Genomic DNA, 16,266 nt, shown 5'->3' with positions numbered 1-16,266 from the left:
GGATAGGGGGCGCGGGTCAACATGGCTTCGTCGCGCGAGGACGCGATCGCGCGTATCACGGGGCGACCCGCCAAGTGCCTGATCCGACTCAACTCCTTAACGGAGTGTTGCAGTGCGGACTCTGAGTTGGGGAAAACGATCGTTTCGGACGTGAACCTACTGGGCGTGAGTCTGCGCATATTGTAGCCTCCCACCCGTCAGATACGACATCTCGTGCGGCGGCATTCCCTGTGGCGTTGGCGGCGTTTGTTCCCGGCGGGCTCGCTTGACCGGAGGGCAGAGGGATTCCGTGTGCGGATGATTGATCGCGAAGGAGGCACCGCAATGAACTGGACCGACGAGCGCGTCGAGCTGCTCAAGAAACTCTGGTCCGAGGGACTTTCGGCCAGCCAGATCGCTGCGGAGCTGGGCGGTGTCACGCGCAACGCGGTCATCGGCAAGGTGCATCGTCTCGGCCTTTCCGGTCGCGCCAAGGCCATTGCGGCGCCGGCCGCGCGCCCGCGCAAGCCGCGCCCCGCGCCCACCGGCCCGGTGGCCCGCCCGATGGTGCAGGGCAATGTGGCGCTCGCGCCCGTCATGAGCCCGGTGGAAGAGCCGGAGCCGACGGAATTGCGCGATCCGGTTGCCAATGTCGTGCCGATGACCGAGCGCTGCACCATTTTCGATCTCACCGAGTTCACCTGCCGCTGGCCGGTGGGCGATCCCGGCAAGTCGGACTTCTTCTATTGCGGCAGCCGCACCAAGACCGGCCTGCCCTATTGCGCCTACCATGCCCGCATCGCCTACCAGCCGGTGCAGGACCGCAACCGCCGCCGCGCGGTGCGCTGAGCGCGGCTGCGAGCGACTGGCGTCGGCCGGAGGGTGCGTCATAATGGCGACCAGATTCTCCGGCCCGGTGGTCTGATGCTGTTTCTCCCTCCGCTGTTTTCGCGTCCCGGCGCGCCGAAGAAGGCGACGCCGACATCGCGCATTGCGCCGCCCGCCGAGCCGGCCGAATTCCGGCTCGATGTCGATGGCGAGCCGATCCTTATCGCATTGCGGCGAAATCCACGCGCGCGGCGCTACACGCTGCGCGTGCGGGCCGCCACGCGCGACGTGGTGCTGACGCTGCCGGCACGCGGCACGATCAACGAAGCCTATGACTTCGCCCGGCGTCATGTCGGCTGGATCCGTGTCCGGCTGGCCAAGCTGCCGCAGACCGTCGCCTTCGTCCCCGGCGCGGTGATCCCGCTGCGCGGCACGCCCCACCGGATCCTGCACCGGCCTGGCGCGCGCGGCACGGTGTGGACCGGCGTGGAGGATGGCGCGCCGGTGCTCTATGTCGCGGGGGAGGCGGCCCATGTCGGCCGGCGGATCGGCGATTTTCTCAAGCGCGAGGCGCGCGGGGCGCTCACCGAAGCGGCGCGGCGGCATGCGCTGGCGCTGGGTGTCAGCATTGCCCGCGTCACGCTGCGCGATACGGCGAGCCGCTGGGGCTCGTGCTCCTCGGCGGGTGCGCTCTCCTTCTCCTGGCGACTGATCCTGGCGCCGGGCTTCGTGCTCGACTATCTCGCCGCGCATGAAGTGGCGCACCGGCGGGAGATGAACCACGGGCCGCGTTTCTGGGCCCATGTGGATCGCCTGTTCCCCGAGCGCATGGCGGCCGAGGCGTGGCTGAAAAAGCACGGCGCCGAACTGCACCGCTACGGCGCGGACGAGGGCTGAGCCAATCGCCGCCTGCGGCGCGATGTGCGTTCCTCCCCACATGGGAAAGGTGAGGCCAGGCGGCCGTCAACTGCGACCGAAAAGACGATCCATCAGCCAGTTGTCGAGACCGGGGCGCGGGGCCGTGGGGGGCTGCGGGCCGCCGGTGACGACGGGTTCCTCCGGCACGTCGCCGGGAGCCGTGCCGGGGGGCATCTGGCCGGGAAGGTAGGTGCCCGCGCCGGGCAGGGCGACCGGGGGAATGTCCTTGTGCGTCGCCTTCATCACCTCGCTCCACACCCCGACCGGCAGGCCGGAGCCGCCGAGCTTTCGGGTGGGCGATGAATCGTCATTGCCCATCCATACGCCGGTGATGAAACGGCCCGTATAGCCGATGAACCACGCATCGCGGTAATCCTGGCTGGTGCCGGTCTTGCCTGCCGCCGGCCAGCCGGGCAGGTCGGCGCGGCGCGCGGTGCCGGTGAGCAGCGTCTCCTGCATCATGCGGTTCATCATCGCGACATGCGGGGGCGCCACGACAAGGTTGCTGACCGGCGCGGCATAGGCGAACAGGATCTTGCCGGACTTGTCGCGCACGCTGGCGATGACATGCGGCGTGACGGCGATGCCGCCATTGGCGAAGGGGGCGTAGGCGCTCGCCATCTCCATGAGCGACACTTCCGAGGTGCCGAGCGCGATGGAGGCGTTGGGCTCCAGTTTCGACATGATGCCCAGCCGGTGCGCGGTCTTGATCACCTCGTCCGGCCCCACTTCCAGCGCGAGCCGCACCGCCACGGTGTTCAGCGAGAGCGACAGCGCGGTTTTCAGGTCGACCGGGCCGCGATAGTCATGGCTGAAATTCTCCGGCTTCCAGCCCTTGATCTGGATCGGCGCGTCGTCGCGCACGGTCTCGGGGGTGAGCCCGCGCTCCATGGCGGTGAGATAGACGAAGGGCTTGAAGGAAGAGCCCGGCTGGCGCTTGGCGGTGATGGCGCGGTTGAACTGGCTTTCCTCATAGGAGCGCCCGCCCACCAGCGCCCGCACGCCGCCCTCGGTGTCCATCAGCACGATGGCGCCCTGCTCGACGTCGAATTTCTTGCCGTTCTTGGCCAGCGTGTCCTTCAGCGCGCGGTCGGCGACCGCCTGCAGCGCGGGATCGATGGTGGTCTGCACCGTGATATCGCGATCGATCGGGCCGACCAGCGTCTTCAATTGGTCCATCACCCAGTCCGCGACATAGCCGGTGGAGTCGGGGCCCTGCGCCTTGGCGACCGTCGCCGGGCGGGTGAGCGCGACCTGCTGCATCTGCGGCGTGATGAAGCCGGCATCGACCATGGCCGCCAGCACCACCTCGGCGCGGGCCTGCGCGCCCTCCAGGTTGCGGGTGGGGGCCAGCGCGGAGGGCGACTTGACGAGGCCGGCCAGCATGGCCGCTTCCGAGAGCGTCACCTGCCGGGCGGACTTGGCGAAATAGCGCTGCGCCGCCGCCTCGACGCCATAGGCGCCGGCGCCGAAATAGACGCGGTTCATGTAGAGTTCGAGCAATTCGTTCTTGGAATATTTCGTCTCCAGCCAGATCGACAGGATCAGTTCCTGAATCTTGCGCGAGAGCGTGCGCTCCTGCGTGAGGAACAGGTTCTTGGCGAGCTGCTGGGTCAGCGTGGAGCCGCCCTCGCGCACCCGGCCCCGCGTGAGGTTCACCACCACGGCGCGGGCGAGGCCGAGCGGGTCGACGCCGTGATGGGAATAGAAGCGCCGATCCTCGATGGCGACGAAAGCCTGCGGCAGATAGGGCGGCAGCGCGCGCAGCGGCACGCTGGCCCCGCCCATCTCGCCGCGCACGGCGATCGGCTTGCCGTCGGCGCCCTGTATGGTGATGGTCGGCGGGCGGTCGGGAATGGCGAGGTTCTGGATCGGCGGCAGCTGGGTCGCCTCGTAGCCGATCAGCACGCCGACCGCGATGACGCCCCAGATGCCGAGCACGATGCCCCAGTAGAACAGCCGCCGCAGCAGCCCGCGCCGCGGCGCGCGGCGCCGGCGTCCGCCGCCGGAAGTGGATGCCGCCCCGCTTCCCTTGGTGCTTCCCTTGGTGCTGCCTTTGCCGCTGCCTGTCTTGGCCCGCCCGCCGCCTCCGGATCGCTCGCGCGCCATGGCATGGGCGGGGAGGGTCGGCCGGTCGTCGGGCGACAGGCGAAGCTCGGCCGGGCCACCGGGTGCGCTCAGCACCGGCTCGCGCCGCTCCATCTCGCCCTGACGCCTGAACATGAACCGCGTGCAACCCTTTCGCCGGTCGGTAAACGAACTCTAAACCGCGGCGTTTAAAGGGGTGTTAAGGGGCGGGAATGGGGCGTGGGCCGGCTTATCCCGCGCTCGTGCCGGCCGCAGACCCCGCGTGCGGTGCCAGGCGCAGCAGGTTCAGCGCGTTGCCGCGGCACAGCCTGCCGCGCGTCGCCTCGCTGATGGCGGCGGCCTCGATGAAACGCGCGGCGATGTCGGAATCCTCATAGGGATAGTCGATGGCGAACAGCACATGCTCGTCGCCCAGCGCCGCGAGCGCGGCGAGCAGCGGCACGTCGGAACATTGACCGGAGGTGGTGACGAAGAAATTGCGCCGCAGATAATGCGAGGGCGGTGCCTTGAGCGGGCGGTTGCCGCTGGTCAGCGCGGCGCGGCTGTCGAGCCGCCAGAGAACATAGGGCAGCGTCTCGCCCATATGACCGAGGATCACCCGAACGCGCGGATAGCGGTCGAACACACCGGAAAAGACCAGCCGGAGCGCGTGCGAGGCCGTCTCGAAGGTCCATTCCCATGTGGGCTTGAGCAGTTCGTCGCACCCTTCCAGCACATGCGGCTTCACCCAGCTGTCATCGGGATGGAGATAGAGCGGCACGTCGAGATGCTGCAGCCGCTCCCAGAAAATGTCGAAGCGCGGGTCGTCGAGATAGATGCCGAGCGTGTGGCCATTGATCATGGCCCCGACGAAGCCCAATTCGCGCACGCAGCGCTCCAGTTCGTCGGCGGCGGCCGCGGGGTCCTGCATGGCGAGGTGGGCAAAGCCGGCATAGCGCGCGGGACGGCGGGCGACTTCAGTGGCGAGCAGGTCGTTCGCCATCCGTGCGCCGCGCGTCGCGCGCGCCGTGTCGCGCTCCACCTGCACGCCCGGTCCCGAGAGCGAGAGCACCGCCCGCTCGACCCCGGCGCCATCCATCGCCATGAGCCGTCGCTCGCCGAAATCCGACAGCCGGGAGATGAGCGCGCGGTGCACCTGCGGCGTCACACGCGGCATGGCCCGGGCAAGGTAGTCGAGGAATGGCGGGAAGATGACGTGTTCTTCGAGCGCGATCTTCATGGGCCTCTCCCCGATGCCGCCGGGCACCGGGGTAACATCTAGCGCACGCGCCGGCCGGATCGCAGCGCAAAACATGCCGAGCCGGCGCGGCGCCCGCCAGCCCCCCGCTCACGCCGCGTTGGCCTCGTCGTCGGCGTCGAGCACCGCCAGCAGCGCGCGGCGGATGGCGGAATGGCGGGCGGCGCCCATGATCTTGGCGCCCATCAGGTCGGTGACGTAGAACACGTCCACCGCCCGCTCGCCGAAGGTCGCCACATGCGCCGAGGCGATGTTGAGGTTGAGCCGCGAGAGGGTCTGCGTCAGCCCGTAGAGCAGGCCGTGCCGGTCGAGGCCGGAGACTTCCACCACGGTGTGCTTGTTCGACCAGGAATTGTTGAGCGTGACCTCGGGTTCCACCGTGAAGGCGCGTGGGCGCTTGGTGAACTTGCGGGCCACCACCTCGGGCAGCCGGATCTCGCCCGAAAGCGACTTCTCGATATTGGCGGCGATGCGCTCGGCGCGGCGCAACTCGTCCTCGTCGCGCTCGAAGGCGCGGGTGAGGGCGATGGTGTCGAGCGCGCGTCCGTCGGTGGTGGTCGAGATCTGCGCGTCGACGATATGGGCGTTGGCGCTGGCGCAGGCGCCGGCGATGACCGCCAGCAGCTTGGGATGGTCGGGCGCGAAGACGGTGAGTTCGGTCACGCCGCGCTGCGGGTCGGTCTGGGCGGTGGTGGCGAGCGCGTGCCCATCCGCCTCGGCGGCCAGGATGAAGCGCGCCTGCGTCACCTGCTGGTCGCGGTCGGTCTGCAGCCAGTAGCTGGGATAGTGGCGGCCGACATAGGCCTCCAGCGCGACGCCGTCCCATTCCGGCAGGGCGGCGCGGAATTCGGCCTGGGCGCGGGCCACGCGCTGGCTGCGATTGCTCTCGGAGAAGCCGCCGGTGATGACCGGCTCGGTCTCGTAGTAAAGCGTGCGCAGCAGCTGCGATTTCCAGTTGTTCCACACGCCGGGGCCGACGGCGGCGATGTCGGCGGTGGTGAGAATGTGCAGGAGCTTCATGCGCTCCAGGTTCTGCACCACGCTGGCGAAGTTCTCGATGGTCTTGCGGTCGGACAGGTCGCGCGATTGCGCGATGGTCGACATGGTGAGGTGCTGCTCGATCAGCCAGGCCACCGTGTCCGTGTCGCTCGCCGAGAGGCCGAAGCGCGGGCACAGCTTGCGGGCGACCCGCGCGCCGGCGATCGAATGGTCCTCGGGCCGGCCCTTGGCGACATCGTGCAGGAACACGGCGACATAGAGCAGCGTGCGGTGCTTGATCTGCTGCATCAGTTCATTGGCGAGCCCGAATTCCGGCCGCTCGCCGCGCTCGATCTTCGAGAGCACGCCGACCGAGCGGATGAGATGCTCGTCCACCGTGTAGGAATGATACATGTTGAACTGCATCATCGCCACGACGCGGCCGAATTCCGGCACGAAGCGCCCGAGCACGCCGGTCTCGTTCATGCGGCGCAGCACGATTTCCGGGCTGGCGCGCGAGCCGAGAATCTCCAGGAACAGCCGGTTCGCCTCCGGATTCTCCCGCACCCGCTGGTCGATCAGCTTGAGCGAGCGGGTGGCGAGGCGCATCGCGTCCGGGTGGAAGGCCAGCCCGTGCTTGCCGGCGAGGTGGAAGATGCGGACGAGATTGACCGGATCGCGGCCGAAGGCGCTGGAATCGGCGACATTGATGCGGTCATTGTCGACGATGAAGTCGGCGCTTTCCTTCAGCGTGCGGCGCGGCGAGCGGCGCAGCCGGGCGATCATGCGGTTGAGCCGCGGCACCGGCTTTTCGTGCCGCTCCTCCAGCGCGGCCGAGACGAGGGCGGTGAGGTCGCCGACATCCTTGGCCACGAGGAAATAGTGCTTCATGAAGCGCTCGACATCCTTCAGCCCGGGATGGGCCACATAGCCCAGGCGCTCGGCCATCTCGCGCTGGAGATCGAAGGACAGGCGTTCCTCGGCCTTGCCGCTGAGAAAATGCAGGTGGCAGCGCACCGACCAGAGGAAGTCCTCGCAGCGGCGGAAGATCTTCGCCTCATCGGCGGTGAACACGCCCTTGGCGACGAGTTCGCGTGTCTCGCGCACGCGGTAGACATATTTGGCGATCCAGAACAGCGTGTGCAGGTCGCGCAGGCCGCCCTTGCCGTCCTTCACGTTCGGCTCGACCACATAGCGCGACTGGCCGGTGCGCTTCAGCCGCTCCTCGCGTTCGGCAAGCTTGGCGGCGACGAACTCGGCACCCGTGCCCTGCACCACTTCGCGGTCGAACCGATCGATCAGTTCGTCGAACAGCGCGCGCTCGCCGAGCAGCATCCGCGCTTCCAGAAGGGTGGTGCGGATGGTCATGTCGGTGCGGGCCTGGCGGATGCACTCATCCACCGAGCGCGTGGCGTGGCCGACCTTCAGCCCCATGTCCCACAGCACATAGAGGATGGCCTCGGCGACGCTCTCGCCCCACGCGGTCTGCTTGTAGGGGAGCAGGAACAGGATATCGGTATCCGAGCCCGGCGCCATGAGGCCGCGCCCATAGCCGCCCACCGCGACGATCGCCATGCGCTCGGCGGTGGAGGGATTGTCGGAGCGGTAGAGATATTGCACCGCCAGCTCGTGCACGAGCTGGATGATCTCGTCCTGCAGGCGCGAGAGACGCTCGGCGCAGCGCCGGCCGGAGCCTTCCTCCATCAGCCAGCGCAGCGCCACCGCGTGGCCCTGCTGGTAGGCCTGCTTGAGGCGCCGGGCCATCTGGCCGCGCAGTTCGATCTCCGCGCCGGAGCGGCTTTCGCCGAGCACCCTTTCGGCCAGCGCGGAAAGCTCCACGCGCAGGGCGTCGAGGTCGAACAGGTCCTTGAAGGGATGCTCGGTGCGGCGGCGGCGGGGCATTTCGTTCATGGTCACGTCCGGCTGATCAGTCCACCGCTTTACCTGATCCTGCACGCCACGTCATCGTTCACCGCGCCCGTGCACGCGGATGCCAGCCTCTCGCGGACCGCACCCGCAACGCAACATGCCCGGCCAAAGGGCCGGGCATGTGCGTCTGACAAGCGAAAGCGGGGGGAACGTGCCGTCAGTTGGTCTTCGGGGTGGTGGCGTCCGACGTCTCGCTGCGGGCCTTCTCCAGGGTCTTGAACTCGGGCGCCGCGTTCAGCTCTTCCTTGGTGAGCGCCACCACGATCTTCGTGCCGCTGTCGGTCGGGGCCGGGGTCAGCGACGCGAAGGATACCGCGACCGGCTTGGCGCCGATGCCGAGGAAGCCGCCGACATCGATCACCGCCGCGGCGAGCGTTCCGTCGCGCTCGACCACGAGGTCGCTGATGGAACCGAGCTTCTCATCGGTCGAGGTGACGACATCGGTACCGATCAGGTCCGAGCCCAGCCACTGGCCGCTGGACTGGGCGCTGACGAATTTCGGCGTGGCGGGAACCGTGGTCGGCATCGCGGTCGCGTTGGCGCCGGGGGCGGGGGTGCCGGTCGCCGTGCCATTGGGCATTTCGGATGCGGGCGCCTGCGGCACGCCGGCATCCGGGGCGATCGGGCTGGCGGCGGGCGGCTGGGTGGTTTCCGGCGTCGTGGTCTGTGCAAGGGCCAGGGCGGGCGCAAGCGACAGGGCGGCGACGGCCGTGAGAGTGGCAAGCTTGTTGGGCATCGTCTTTCTCCTGTACTGATCTTCGTCCGTAACGGTGCGGTCTGTCGACCGTCTGCCCTGTCAACGTGCTGGATCAGATGAGGTTCCGCAGGCAAGAGAAAAACGGGCCGGAATCAGACTGACAGATCCACCAGGTGCCATCAGTATAGCTATGATACATGTCGCTATTACTGAATGCTGTTGATGATCGACGCATCGGCGACGCAGACAACCGTCTCGTCGGTCACAAGGTTCGAGCGGGTGACGCCGATCGACGACAGGCATCCGCGTGGGGCCTGCATGGCGCGCGGACGCGGCACCGGCTGTCCTGTGGCATCCGCCGTGGCGCCCGCCATCGGCGCCGGGCCGGAGGTCTGGACCACGCCCGCCGCCAGCTCGCTGCGGGCGACCATCGACGAGCCGCCGGGCGCGCTCGGAATGCGGATATCAAGACGGGGGCCCTTGGCCGCGCGGTTCACCATGGGTGCCTGCAGCACGGCGGCCGGGCCGTGAAGCCCCGCCACGATCGGGTTCGACCATGCCGAGGCGCCGGCACCGACCGCGGCCGCCGTCAGCGGAATGGCGACGGCGAAACCCGAGGCCGCGCCGAGAAGATAAAGAGAGCTTTTGCCGGCCATCCGACCGGCCATGGTGGCGAACGCGTGCATGTCGTCCTCCGCTCAGCTTGTGCCACGCGAAAGCTGGGCGCCGGGCACCGCGGAGCCAAACCCCGCTGCCCTCGCCGGAATGACTTCCGCGTGGAGTGATGTTGCTGGAAACGCCTGTTGGCCCATCGTGGAGAGCGGCTTCCACAGCCTTCGCCACATCGGTCCAACATAGGCATAAACGTGGTTAACGTCTTTCGGTTCCGCACCCATCCCGGCATTTGCGAAAGCCCTCGGACGAGATTCTGCGGCCTTGGGAGGGCGGGCCGGGCGGCGGGCCGTCAGCGTCCGGGCGTGAGATGCTGTTCGGGAACTTCCACGGAACAGTGGAGGCCGGCGGGATCGAATTCGAGATCGACCTTGCCGTCCAGCGCGCGGGCGAGATTGCGTTCGATCACCAGCGAGCCGAAGCCGCGCGCGCGCGGCGGCGTGACCGGCGGACCGCCCTTTTCGATCCAGGACAGTTCGAAGCCGCCGCCGGCTTCCGGCACGCGGCGCGCCCAGCGGATCGCCACCTGTCCGCCGGGCACCGAGAGGGCGCCGTATTTGGCGGCGTTGGTGGAAAGCTCGTGAAGCGCGAGGCCGATATTCTGGGCGGCTTCCGGCTTCAGGAAGATGTCGGGACCGCTCACCGTGACCTGGCTGCGCTCGTGATCGAAATGATGGCCGAGCTGCGAGCGCACCATGTCGTTGAGTGACGCGCCATGCCAGCCCTCCTGCACCAGGAGGTCATGCGAGCGGGCGAGCGCCTGCAGCCGGGCGCTGAAGATTTCCACGAACTCGTCGATCGAGCCGGCATGGCGGGCGGTCTGCCGCGCCATGGCCTGGATCACCGCGAGCAGGTTCTTGGAACGGTGCGTCAGTTCGCGCATCAACAGGCGCAGGTGCTGTTCATTCTCCTTGCGTTCGGTGACATCGACCGCCGCCCCGGTAAGGCCGATGGTGGCGCCGGAGAGGTCACGCAGCGGCTCGATGTGGAGGTCGTACCAGCGCTTGGTGCCGTATTCCTCGACCTCGGTCTCGCCTTTGCGCAATTCGCTCGTCATCAGGGCCTCACGCTTGAGGAGGTGGATCGGCCCGGATCGCGTATCGCCCAGGAGTTCCGCGTCGGTCGCGTTCAGCACCTGTTCGACGGGAAAGCCGAACAGCGGCTTGCTCACCGAGGTGTAGCGAAGATCGCGGTCCTGCGTGAAAATGGCGACGTTGGATCCGCGCAGTGCCATCTCGTAACGTTGCAGCACGGTGGCGAGTTCCAGCGTGAGACGCCTTTGCTCGCTTGCCACCTGGGCCGGCAGCGGAAGATTGACCAGCGCGCGGAGATTGGTCAGCAGCGCCACGGCGCCGACGGCGTTGACCACGGCGAGGCCGACGCGGACCAGGCTCTGCTGCCACTGCATGTTGGCGCTGTCGCTCAGTGCCAGCATCGATAGCAGCGCGAGGGTAAGGAGAAGCACGCTCAGCATATAGCCGAGAAACTTCATGCGCCCGGAAAGCTCCGGCCGCTTGTTGATCAGCAGCAGAACGCCACCCGCGATGGCGAGGCACGAAATGATCGTGATCCAGCGCGCGGCGTCGTCGATGAAGCTCATTTGAAAGGATGGCATCGGGGCCAATCAGGCGGTGGCGCGCTGCTCGCGCGGCCGCGCCTTGCGTTCGAAGAACAGGGCCTGGCTGATCACGGCCGCCACGGTGGAGGGCTGGAACGGCTTGGCGATGAGGAAGGCGGGCTCGGGCCGCACGCCGGTGAGGAAGCGCTCGGGATAGGCGGTGATGAAGATGACGGGTACTTCCACGCCGCTGATCAATTCGTTCACCGCATCGAGGCCCGACGAGCCGTCGGCCAGCTGGATGTCGGCGAGGATCAGCCCCGGCGTCTTGCGGCGGGCAAGGCTCACCGCCTCGCTATGGGTGCGGGCGATGCCGGTGACGCGGTGGCCGAGCCCCTCGACCAGCCCCTCAAGATCGAGCGCGATGAACGGCTCGTCCTCGATGATGAGCACATCGGTGGCGATCTCGGCGGCCAGCTCGCGCCCGGCATCGGCGACCAGGTGACGGAGCGTCGGCACGTCGATCTCGAGAACGGCGGCGGCGTCTTCCTCGCTGAAGCCTTCGAGCGAGACCAGCAGGAACGCCTGACGCACCACCGGCGTTATATGGCCGAGGCGGTTCTCGCCGTGAAACGTGGTGGCGGCCGGCTCGGACACCGCGTTGATGGACACCGAGTCCCAGAGCCGGGTGAGCAGCCGATAGAGCGCGACGCGCGTATCCACCCCGCGATCGAGCGTGGATGGATCGGCGATCAGCGTTTCAAGCATGGCCGTGACATAGGCGTCGCCAGCGGGCTGGCTTCCGCCGAGCGCACGAGCATAACGGCGCAGGAACGGAAGGTGCTGCGCGACCAGTTGCGAAGTGCTCACACGCGTCTCCCCAGATGCATAAAGGCAAGCGACCATTAACGTGTCTGATGGACCGTGGTTCCATAGTGCCAGAAAAAAATAGATCGAAAATCGCAACGGTGCCGGAACCGACCCGCCCTGGCGTCGTTATCGCTGGGCACGGAGCGACGGAGCCAACCTTGTCCCTCGGGGGCTCGATGTCGGGAAAAGAGAAGATGAATCAAGAGCAGTCCGGAGGGGCCTCCGCCAGCGCGGAATCTCTGACCGGTGAACACATGTCGGAAGCCAGCGGCTCGACGCTTGGAAGCGACATCCAGGCGAAGATCGGCCAGCACCTGCGGGCGATGTATGACGATGTCGTGCGCCAGGGCGTGCCGGATCGTTTTCTCGATCTGCTGGCCAAGCTCGATCAGCCCAAGGCTGGCGATGGGCCGGACGGGGAGGGGGGGCGATCGTGAGCAAGTTCGATCCCGGCCTGCGTGACGAGATCATTGCCGCCATTCCAAACCTCCGGGCCTTCGCCATCTCGCTCAGCGGCAGCGTGGATCGGGCGGATGACCTGGTGCAGGAGACGTTGCTGCGCGCCTTCGGCAACATTTCCAGCTTCCGGCCGGGCACCAACCTGCCGGCCTGGCTGTTTACCATCCTGCGCAACCTGTTCCGTTCGGAATACCGCAAGCGCCGGCGCGAGGTGCCCGATTCCGATGGAGCTTTCGCCGCCACGCTGACCACCAATCCCGACCAGAACACGCATCTGGATTTCGAGGATTTCCGCATGGCGCTGGACAAGCTGCCGCCCGACCAGCGCGAGGCGCTGGTGCTGGTGGGGGCTTCGGGCTTCTCCTATGAGGAGGCGGCGGATATCTGCCAATGCGCGGTCGGCACCATCAAGAGCCGGGTCAATCGCGCGCGCCGCCGGCTGGGCGAACTCCTCGCCATCGAGGATATCGGCGACTTCGGTCCCGACAAGACGACGCGGGCGGTCGTGGTCGCCGGCGAGCGGGTCTGAGCCCCGCCTCATCTTCTGAACCTCTCTTTTCGGTATCGATACGTGGCGCCGGCCGGCAGGCTGCAGGGCGGGTGACGTGATGCGCGCCGGAGGCAGGAGCCGGGGGGGGGGCAGGACAGGCTCCGCGCGCGCCGCCACGCCCGCCTCCGCTCCCGCCTCGACGAAAACGGCCGCCCCTTGGCGAGGGGCGGCCGATTGCGTCGCGATCCGTCGTGGCGCGGTTCGGGCGATCAGGGCATCCGGCTCGATCGGCCGCGCAGCAGGCCGACCACGGCCGAGACCAGGAACAGGATGATCGCCACGAAGAAAATGATCTTGGCGATTTCGATCGCCGTGCCGGCGATGCCGCCGAAGCCGAGCACCGCGGCGATCAGCGCGACCACGAGGAAGGTGAGTGCCCAACCAAGCATGGGAAGCCTCCGCTGTTGCGGCGGCGCGTGCCGCCCGTGAACCGGCGGCACCTGTGCCGCATGCCGGGACAACGGGCGGGAGCGGCCTGCGGTTCCGTTGCCGGCAAAGGCGTTTGCCCCCAGCACCGAAAACCGCGGCGACGCCCGTTCAGATACACCCGTTCAGATGCGCTCGGCGAGGCCGGGCGCCACCAGCCGCGCCTCCTGCATCAGCGCGGTGACGATCGGCGTCATCGGCTCGCGGTCGAGCACGACAAGGCCCATCTGGTGGAGAACCTCCGGCGCCTCGATGGGGATGGAGCGGATATTGGGCGGGAAGGCGAACACGTCGGCCAGCGGCTTGGCGACGACGCTCGCCCATTTGCCGGTGCGTACATGCGAGAGCAGGGCGATGGTCGAATTGGCTTCCAGCATCGGCAGGGCGGGATGGCCCGCCTCCTGAAGCTGCTTGTCGACGATGCGCCGGTTCTGCATGTCGGGGGTGAGCAGGCACAGCGGCACCCGGCCGATCTCCTCCCACGTCACCGAGGCGCGATCGCCGAGCGGGGCGCTGGCGGAGGTGATGAAGCGGTAGCCCTCCTTGTAGAGCGGCAGCGTCTTCAGCCGGCCGACGGGGTCGTTGTCGAGATAGGTGACGCCGGCATCGGCCTCCAGATTCTCGATCAGCCGCAGCACCTCGTTGGAACTGGCGGAAATCAGCGTGAAGCGCACATCGGCATGCTTCTCGTGGAACGGCGTGGTCAGCTCCGAGAGCATGGGCATGGCGGTGGGGATGGCGGCAATGCGCAGATGGCCGGACAGGCCCTTGCGCATGCCGGCGATCTCCTGCCGCATGGCGCGCACGTCGCCGATCACCCGCCGCGCCCATTGCAGGGCACGCTCGCCCTCGGGCGTGAAGCCGATGAAGCGTGAACCGCGCTCGACGAGGCGCACGCCCAGCTGTTCCTCCAGCTGTTTCAGTCCGGCCGAAAGGGTGGGCTGCGTCACGCCGCAGGATTCCGCGGCGCGGCCGAAATGGCGCTCCTTGGCGAGGGCCATGAGAAGTTCAAACCGATCGATCACGCAACGCTTTCCCGACGCCAGACGATAGAAGGATCCTATCAATCTATCAGAGAACGCGGCTTTCGCGAATTGGAAGGATGAAAAACCGGCGGGCGGGTCCGGTCCCGACGGGCGGCCCGGCGTGAGCCGGGAGTCCCGCCGCGTTGCGGTGCGGGCGCGTTATTGCGCCGCGCCGCGCCGGCCGAGCGGCAGCGAGAGTGGGTCGGGCAGCGGTTCGGCGCGTTCCGCAGCGGCGCTCTCCGCGCCGGTGTCGGCGTCGAATTCCAACTGCTCGATGCGGGCGCCGCGCCGGGCGATCTTGTCGGCGGAGGTCAGCGCCTGCGCCACGTCCTCGCTGGCCTGGCCGAAATGGCGGGCGATATTGCCGACCCGATCGCGCAGCCGCACCACGTCGGCGACCAGCTTGCCGCATTCGGCGCGGATCAGGTCGGCCTGCTCGCGCATGCGCGCATCCTTGCAGATGGCCTGCACCACCTGCACCGCGAGCATGAGCAGCGAGGGCGAGACCAGGATCACCCGGGCGCGGAAGGCGCGCTGGATCACCTCGTCGAAATGTTCGTGCAACTCGCCGAAGACCGATTCGGAGGGCACGAACATCAGCGCGATGTCCTGCGTCTCGCCGCTGACGAGATAGCGCTCGGCAATGTCGCCGATATGCTTGCCGACATCCCCCTTCAGCCGCGTCTCGGCCTGTCGGCGCGCCTCGGGTGTCGGGGCCTCGCGGAAGGCGGTGATGGCTTCCAGCGGGAACTTGGAATCGATCAGCAGCGGCCGGCTGTCGCCCGGCAGGAAGATGGCGCAGTCGGCGCGTCGCCCGCTGGCGAGCGTGTGCTGGAAGGCATAGCTGTCGCGCGGCAATCCGTCGGCGACGATCGCCTGCAGCCGGCCTTCGCCGAAGGCGCCGCGCGCCTGCTTGTTGGCCAGCGTCTCGCGCAGGCTCATCACCTGGCCGGAAAGTTCGCCCAGGCTCACGCGGGCCTGCTCCACCACGGCGAGCCGCTCGTTCAGCCGGCTGAGATTCTCGTGCGTCGCCTCGGCCGAGCGGGCGAGGCTCTCGCCGACGCGATGCGAGGAGGCGTCCAGCCGGTCGGCGACGGCGCGGGCGAGGTCGCCCTGGCGCTGCGCCAGCACCTCGGCCATCGACTGCACCCGGCCGATCGTCTCGGCCTGGGTGCGGGCGAGCGCGGCGAGCTGCTCCTCCAGGTCCTCGGCGCGCTGGGCCTGCTCGTCGGCTTCCTGCGCGTTGCGGCGCGCGCTCACGGCCACCGCCCTCAGCAGCGCGAGCAGCATGAGCAGGCCGAGCGCCGCGGCACAGGAGGCCGCTTCGAGGAGGGTGACGGGATAGCCGGCAAGAACGAACAGGACCTGATCCATGCGGGCCTTCTAGCAGATTTCATTTCTCGCGCGAACGAAAAGTGAACATTGCCATCTCGCGCGTTACCGTTCCGTTGACCGCGGCGAGGGCAGCGCTTATTTCAGCACCATGTCCATTCGTCCTCTCGTGATCATTCCCGATAACCGTCTGCGGCTGATCTCCGATCCCGTCACGCGCGTCGACGCGCGCGTGCGCGCCATCGTCGAAGACATGTTCGAGACCATGTATGACGCGCCCGGCGTCGGCCTTGCCGCCATCCAGGTCGGCATTCCCGAGCGCATCATCACCATCGATGTCGGCTCGCGCGACAGCGAGGGCGACGGTGATGAGGAGGAGAAGAAGCGCCCGGTGGCCCTGATCAATCCGGAGATCATCGGCGTCTCCGAGGAAATGTCGGTCTATCAGGAAGGCTGCCTGTCGATTCCCGATTATTACGCTGATGTCGAACGCCCGAAGCGGGTGCGGGTGCGCTTTCTCGATCTGAACGGCGAGACCCAGGAGGTCGAGGCCGACGGGCTGTTCGCCACCTGCGTGCAGCACGAGGTCGACCATCTCGACGGCGTGCTGTTCATCGACCACATCTCCAAGCTCAAGCGCGACCGGGTGATGAAGAAATTCACCAAACTCGCCAAGGAGAAGGAGCGCGACGGGGCCTGATCCCGCCCGCTCCGCACGTC

The 16,266-nt window shown here is 67.8% G+C and carries 15 protein-coding genes; 5 read left to right on the top strand and 10 right to left on the bottom strand.

The window, feature by feature from the left end:
* Positions 1 to 324: 324 nt before the first annotated feature.
* Positions 325 to 828 (top strand): GcrA family cell cycle regulator, encoded by a 504-nt coding sequence (locus tag QOZ99_RS14145; protein WP_183191263.1) that lies wholly within the window; start codon positions 325 to 327, stop codon positions 826 to 828.
* 75 nt (positions 829 to 903) lie between these two features.
* The gene (locus QOZ99_RS14140) at positions 904 to 1,704 is read left to right on the top strand and encodes a M48 family metallopeptidase (protein WP_306890638.1); all 801 of its coding nucleotides are present in this window, start codon (positions 904 to 906) and stop codon (positions 1,702 to 1,704) included.
* A 66-nt stretch (positions 1,705 to 1,770) separates the two neighbouring features.
* Here QOZ99_RS14140 and QOZ99_RS14135 read toward each other — a convergent pair whose 3' ends face one another.
* The 7 genes from QOZ99_RS14135 to QOZ99_RS14105 form a co-directional block, all read right to left on the bottom strand.
* Entirely contained in the window at positions 1,771 to 3,948 is a 2,178-nt protein-coding gene (locus tag QOZ99_RS14135) for a transglycosylase domain-containing protein (protein WP_306890637.1), read from the bottom strand.
* 94 nt (positions 3,949 to 4,042) lie between these two features.
* Positions 4,043 to 5,032 (bottom strand): amidohydrolase family protein, encoded by a 990-nt coding sequence (locus QOZ99_RS14130; RefSeq protein WP_306890636.1) that lies wholly within the window; start codon positions 5,030 to 5,032, stop codon positions 4,043 to 4,045.
* A 108-nt stretch (positions 5,033 to 5,140) separates the two neighbouring features.
* Positions 5,141 to 7,939 carry a [protein-PII] uridylyltransferase gene (locus QOZ99_RS14125; protein ID WP_306890635.1) on the bottom strand — a complete coding sequence of 933 codons (2,799 nt, stop codon included), beginning with the start codon at positions 7,937 to 7,939 and terminating at the stop codon, positions 5,141 to 5,143.
* Positions 7,940 to 8,114: 175 nt separating this feature from the next.
* Positions 8,115 to 8,693, bottom strand: a complete 579-nt coding sequence (locus QOZ99_RS14120) for a PRC-barrel domain-containing protein (RefSeq protein WP_306890634.1) — start codon at positions 8,691 to 8,693, stop codon at positions 8,115 to 8,117.
* A 167-nt stretch (positions 8,694 to 8,860) separates the two neighbouring features.
* Entirely contained in the window at positions 8,861 to 9,340 is a 480-nt protein-coding gene (locus tag QOZ99_RS14115; protein WP_306890633.1) for a hypothetical protein, read from the bottom strand.
* Positions 9,341 to 9,618: 278 nt separating this feature from the next.
* Positions 9,619 to 10,941, bottom strand: coding sequence for a sensor histidine kinase (locus tag QOZ99_RS14110; RefSeq protein WP_306890632.1), 1,323 nt, complete (start codon positions 10,939 to 10,941; stop codon positions 9,619 to 9,621).
* 9 nt (positions 10,942 to 10,950) lie between these two features.
* Positions 10,951 to 11,754 carry a response regulator gene (locus QOZ99_RS14105; protein ID WP_306890631.1) on the bottom strand — a complete coding sequence of 268 codons (804 nt, stop codon included), beginning with the start codon at positions 11,752 to 11,754 and terminating at the stop codon, positions 10,951 to 10,953.
* A 254-nt stretch (positions 11,755 to 12,008) separates the two neighbouring features.
* On the opposite strand from QOZ99_RS14105, the gene QOZ99_RS14100 reads away from it, so the two are divergent.
* Both QOZ99_RS14100 and QOZ99_RS14095 read left to right on the top strand, forming a co-directional pair.
* The gene (locus QOZ99_RS14100) at positions 12,009 to 12,191 is read left to right on the top strand and encodes a NepR family anti-sigma factor (RefSeq protein ID WP_306890630.1); all 183 of its coding nucleotides are present in this window, start codon (positions 12,009 to 12,011) and stop codon (positions 12,189 to 12,191) included.
* Positions 12,188 to 12,742 carry a sigma-70 family RNA polymerase sigma factor gene (locus QOZ99_RS14095; RefSeq protein WP_306890629.1) on the top strand — a complete coding sequence of 185 codons (555 nt, stop codon included), beginning with the start codon at positions 12,188 to 12,190 and terminating at the stop codon, positions 12,740 to 12,742. The genes QOZ99_RS14100 and QOZ99_RS14095 overlap by 4 nt, the downstream gene beginning before the upstream one ends.
* 230 nt (positions 12,743 to 12,972) lie before the next feature.
* Here QOZ99_RS14095 and QOZ99_RS14090 read toward each other — a convergent pair whose 3' ends face one another.
* The 3 genes from QOZ99_RS14090 to QOZ99_RS14080 all read right to left on the bottom strand — a co-directional run bounded on the left by QOZ99_RS14090 (position 12,973) and on the right by QOZ99_RS14080 (position 15,588).
* Entirely contained in the window at positions 12,973 to 13,152 is a 180-nt protein-coding gene (locus QOZ99_RS14090) for a DUF1328 domain-containing protein (RefSeq protein WP_306890628.1), read from the bottom strand.
* Positions 13,153 to 13,314: 162 nt separating this feature from the next.
* Complete coding sequence (locus QOZ99_RS14085; RefSeq protein ID WP_306890627.1) at positions 13,315 to 14,214, bottom strand: LysR family transcriptional regulator; 900 nt, start codon at positions 14,212 to 14,214, stop codon at positions 13,315 to 13,317.
* A 159-nt stretch (positions 14,215 to 14,373) separates the two neighbouring features.
* On the bottom strand, positions 14,374 to 15,588 hold the full coding sequence (locus tag QOZ99_RS14080; protein ID WP_306890626.1) for a DNA recombination protein RmuC: 1,215 nt from the start codon (positions 15,586 to 15,588) through the stop codon (positions 14,374 to 14,376).
* A gap of 109 nt (positions 15,589 to 15,697) precedes the next feature.
* Between QOZ99_RS14080 and def the strand changes: the two genes are divergently transcribed.
* The gene (def, locus tag QOZ99_RS14075) at positions 15,698 to 16,246 is read left to right on the top strand and encodes a peptide deformylase (protein ID WP_306890625.1); all 549 of its coding nucleotides are present in this window, start codon (positions 15,698 to 15,700) and stop codon (positions 16,244 to 16,246) included.
* The last annotated feature ends 20 nt before the right edge of the window (positions 16,247 to 16,266 follow it).

Origin of the sequence: Ancylobacter amanitiformis, assembly GCF_030814815.1 — a bacterium.
GTDB lineage: Bacteria > Pseudomonadota > Alphaproteobacteria > Rhizobiales > Xanthobacteraceae > Ancylobacter > Ancylobacter amanitiformis.
Note: the sequence above shows the minus strand (reverse complement) of the source record. Positions and strands in the feature narration are given on the sequence as shown.

What these genes read in the sequence shown, in the direction of transcription:
- QOZ99_RS14140 (WP_306890638.1), top strand. Translation starts at nt 904, where the DNA reads ATGCTGTTTCTCCCTCCGCTGTTTTCGCGTCCCGGCGCGCCGAAGAAG.
- QOZ99_RS14135 (WP_306890637.1), bottom strand. Translation starts at nt 3,948, where the DNA reads ATGTTCAGGCGTCAGGGCGAGATGGAGCGGCGCGAGCCGGTGCTGAGC.
- QOZ99_RS14130 (WP_306890636.1), bottom strand. Translation starts at nt 5,032, where the DNA reads ATGAAGATCGCGCTCGAAGAACACGTCATCTTCCCGCCATTCCTCGAC.
- QOZ99_RS14115 (WP_306890633.1), bottom strand. Translation starts at nt 9,340, where the DNA reads ATGCACGCGTTCGCCACCATGGCCGGTCGGATGGCCGGCAAAAGCTCT.
- QOZ99_RS14125 (WP_306890635.1), bottom strand. Translation starts at nt 7,939, where the DNA reads ATGAACGAAATGCCCCGCCGCCGCCGCACCGAGCATCCCTTCAAGGAC.
- QOZ99_RS14120 (WP_306890634.1), bottom strand. Translation starts at nt 8,693, where the DNA reads ATGCCCAACAAGCTTGCCACTCTCACGGCCGTCGCCGCCCTGTCGCTT.
- QOZ99_RS14090 (WP_306890628.1), bottom strand. Translation starts at nt 13,152, where the DNA reads ATGCTTGGTTGGGCACTCACCTTCCTCGTGGTCGCGCTGATCGCCGCG.
- def (WP_306890625.1), top strand. Translation starts at nt 15,698, where the DNA reads ATGTCCATTCGTCCTCTCGTGATCATTCCCGATAACCGTCTGCGGCTG.
- QOZ99_RS14080 (WP_306890626.1), bottom strand. Translation starts at nt 15,588, where the DNA reads ATGGATCAGGTCCTGTTCGTTCTTGCCGGCTATCCCGTCACCCTCCTC.
- QOZ99_RS14100 (WP_306890630.1), top strand. Translation starts at nt 12,009, where the DNA reads ATGTCGGAAGCCAGCGGCTCGACGCTTGGAAGCGACATCCAGGCGAAG.
- QOZ99_RS14145 (WP_183191263.1), top strand. Translation starts at nt 325, where the DNA reads ATGAACTGGACCGACGAGCGCGTCGAGCTGCTCAAGAAACTCTGGTCC.
- QOZ99_RS14110 (WP_306890632.1), bottom strand. Translation starts at nt 10,941, where the DNA reads ATGCCATCCTTTCAAATGAGCTTCATCGACGACGCCGCGCGCTGGATC.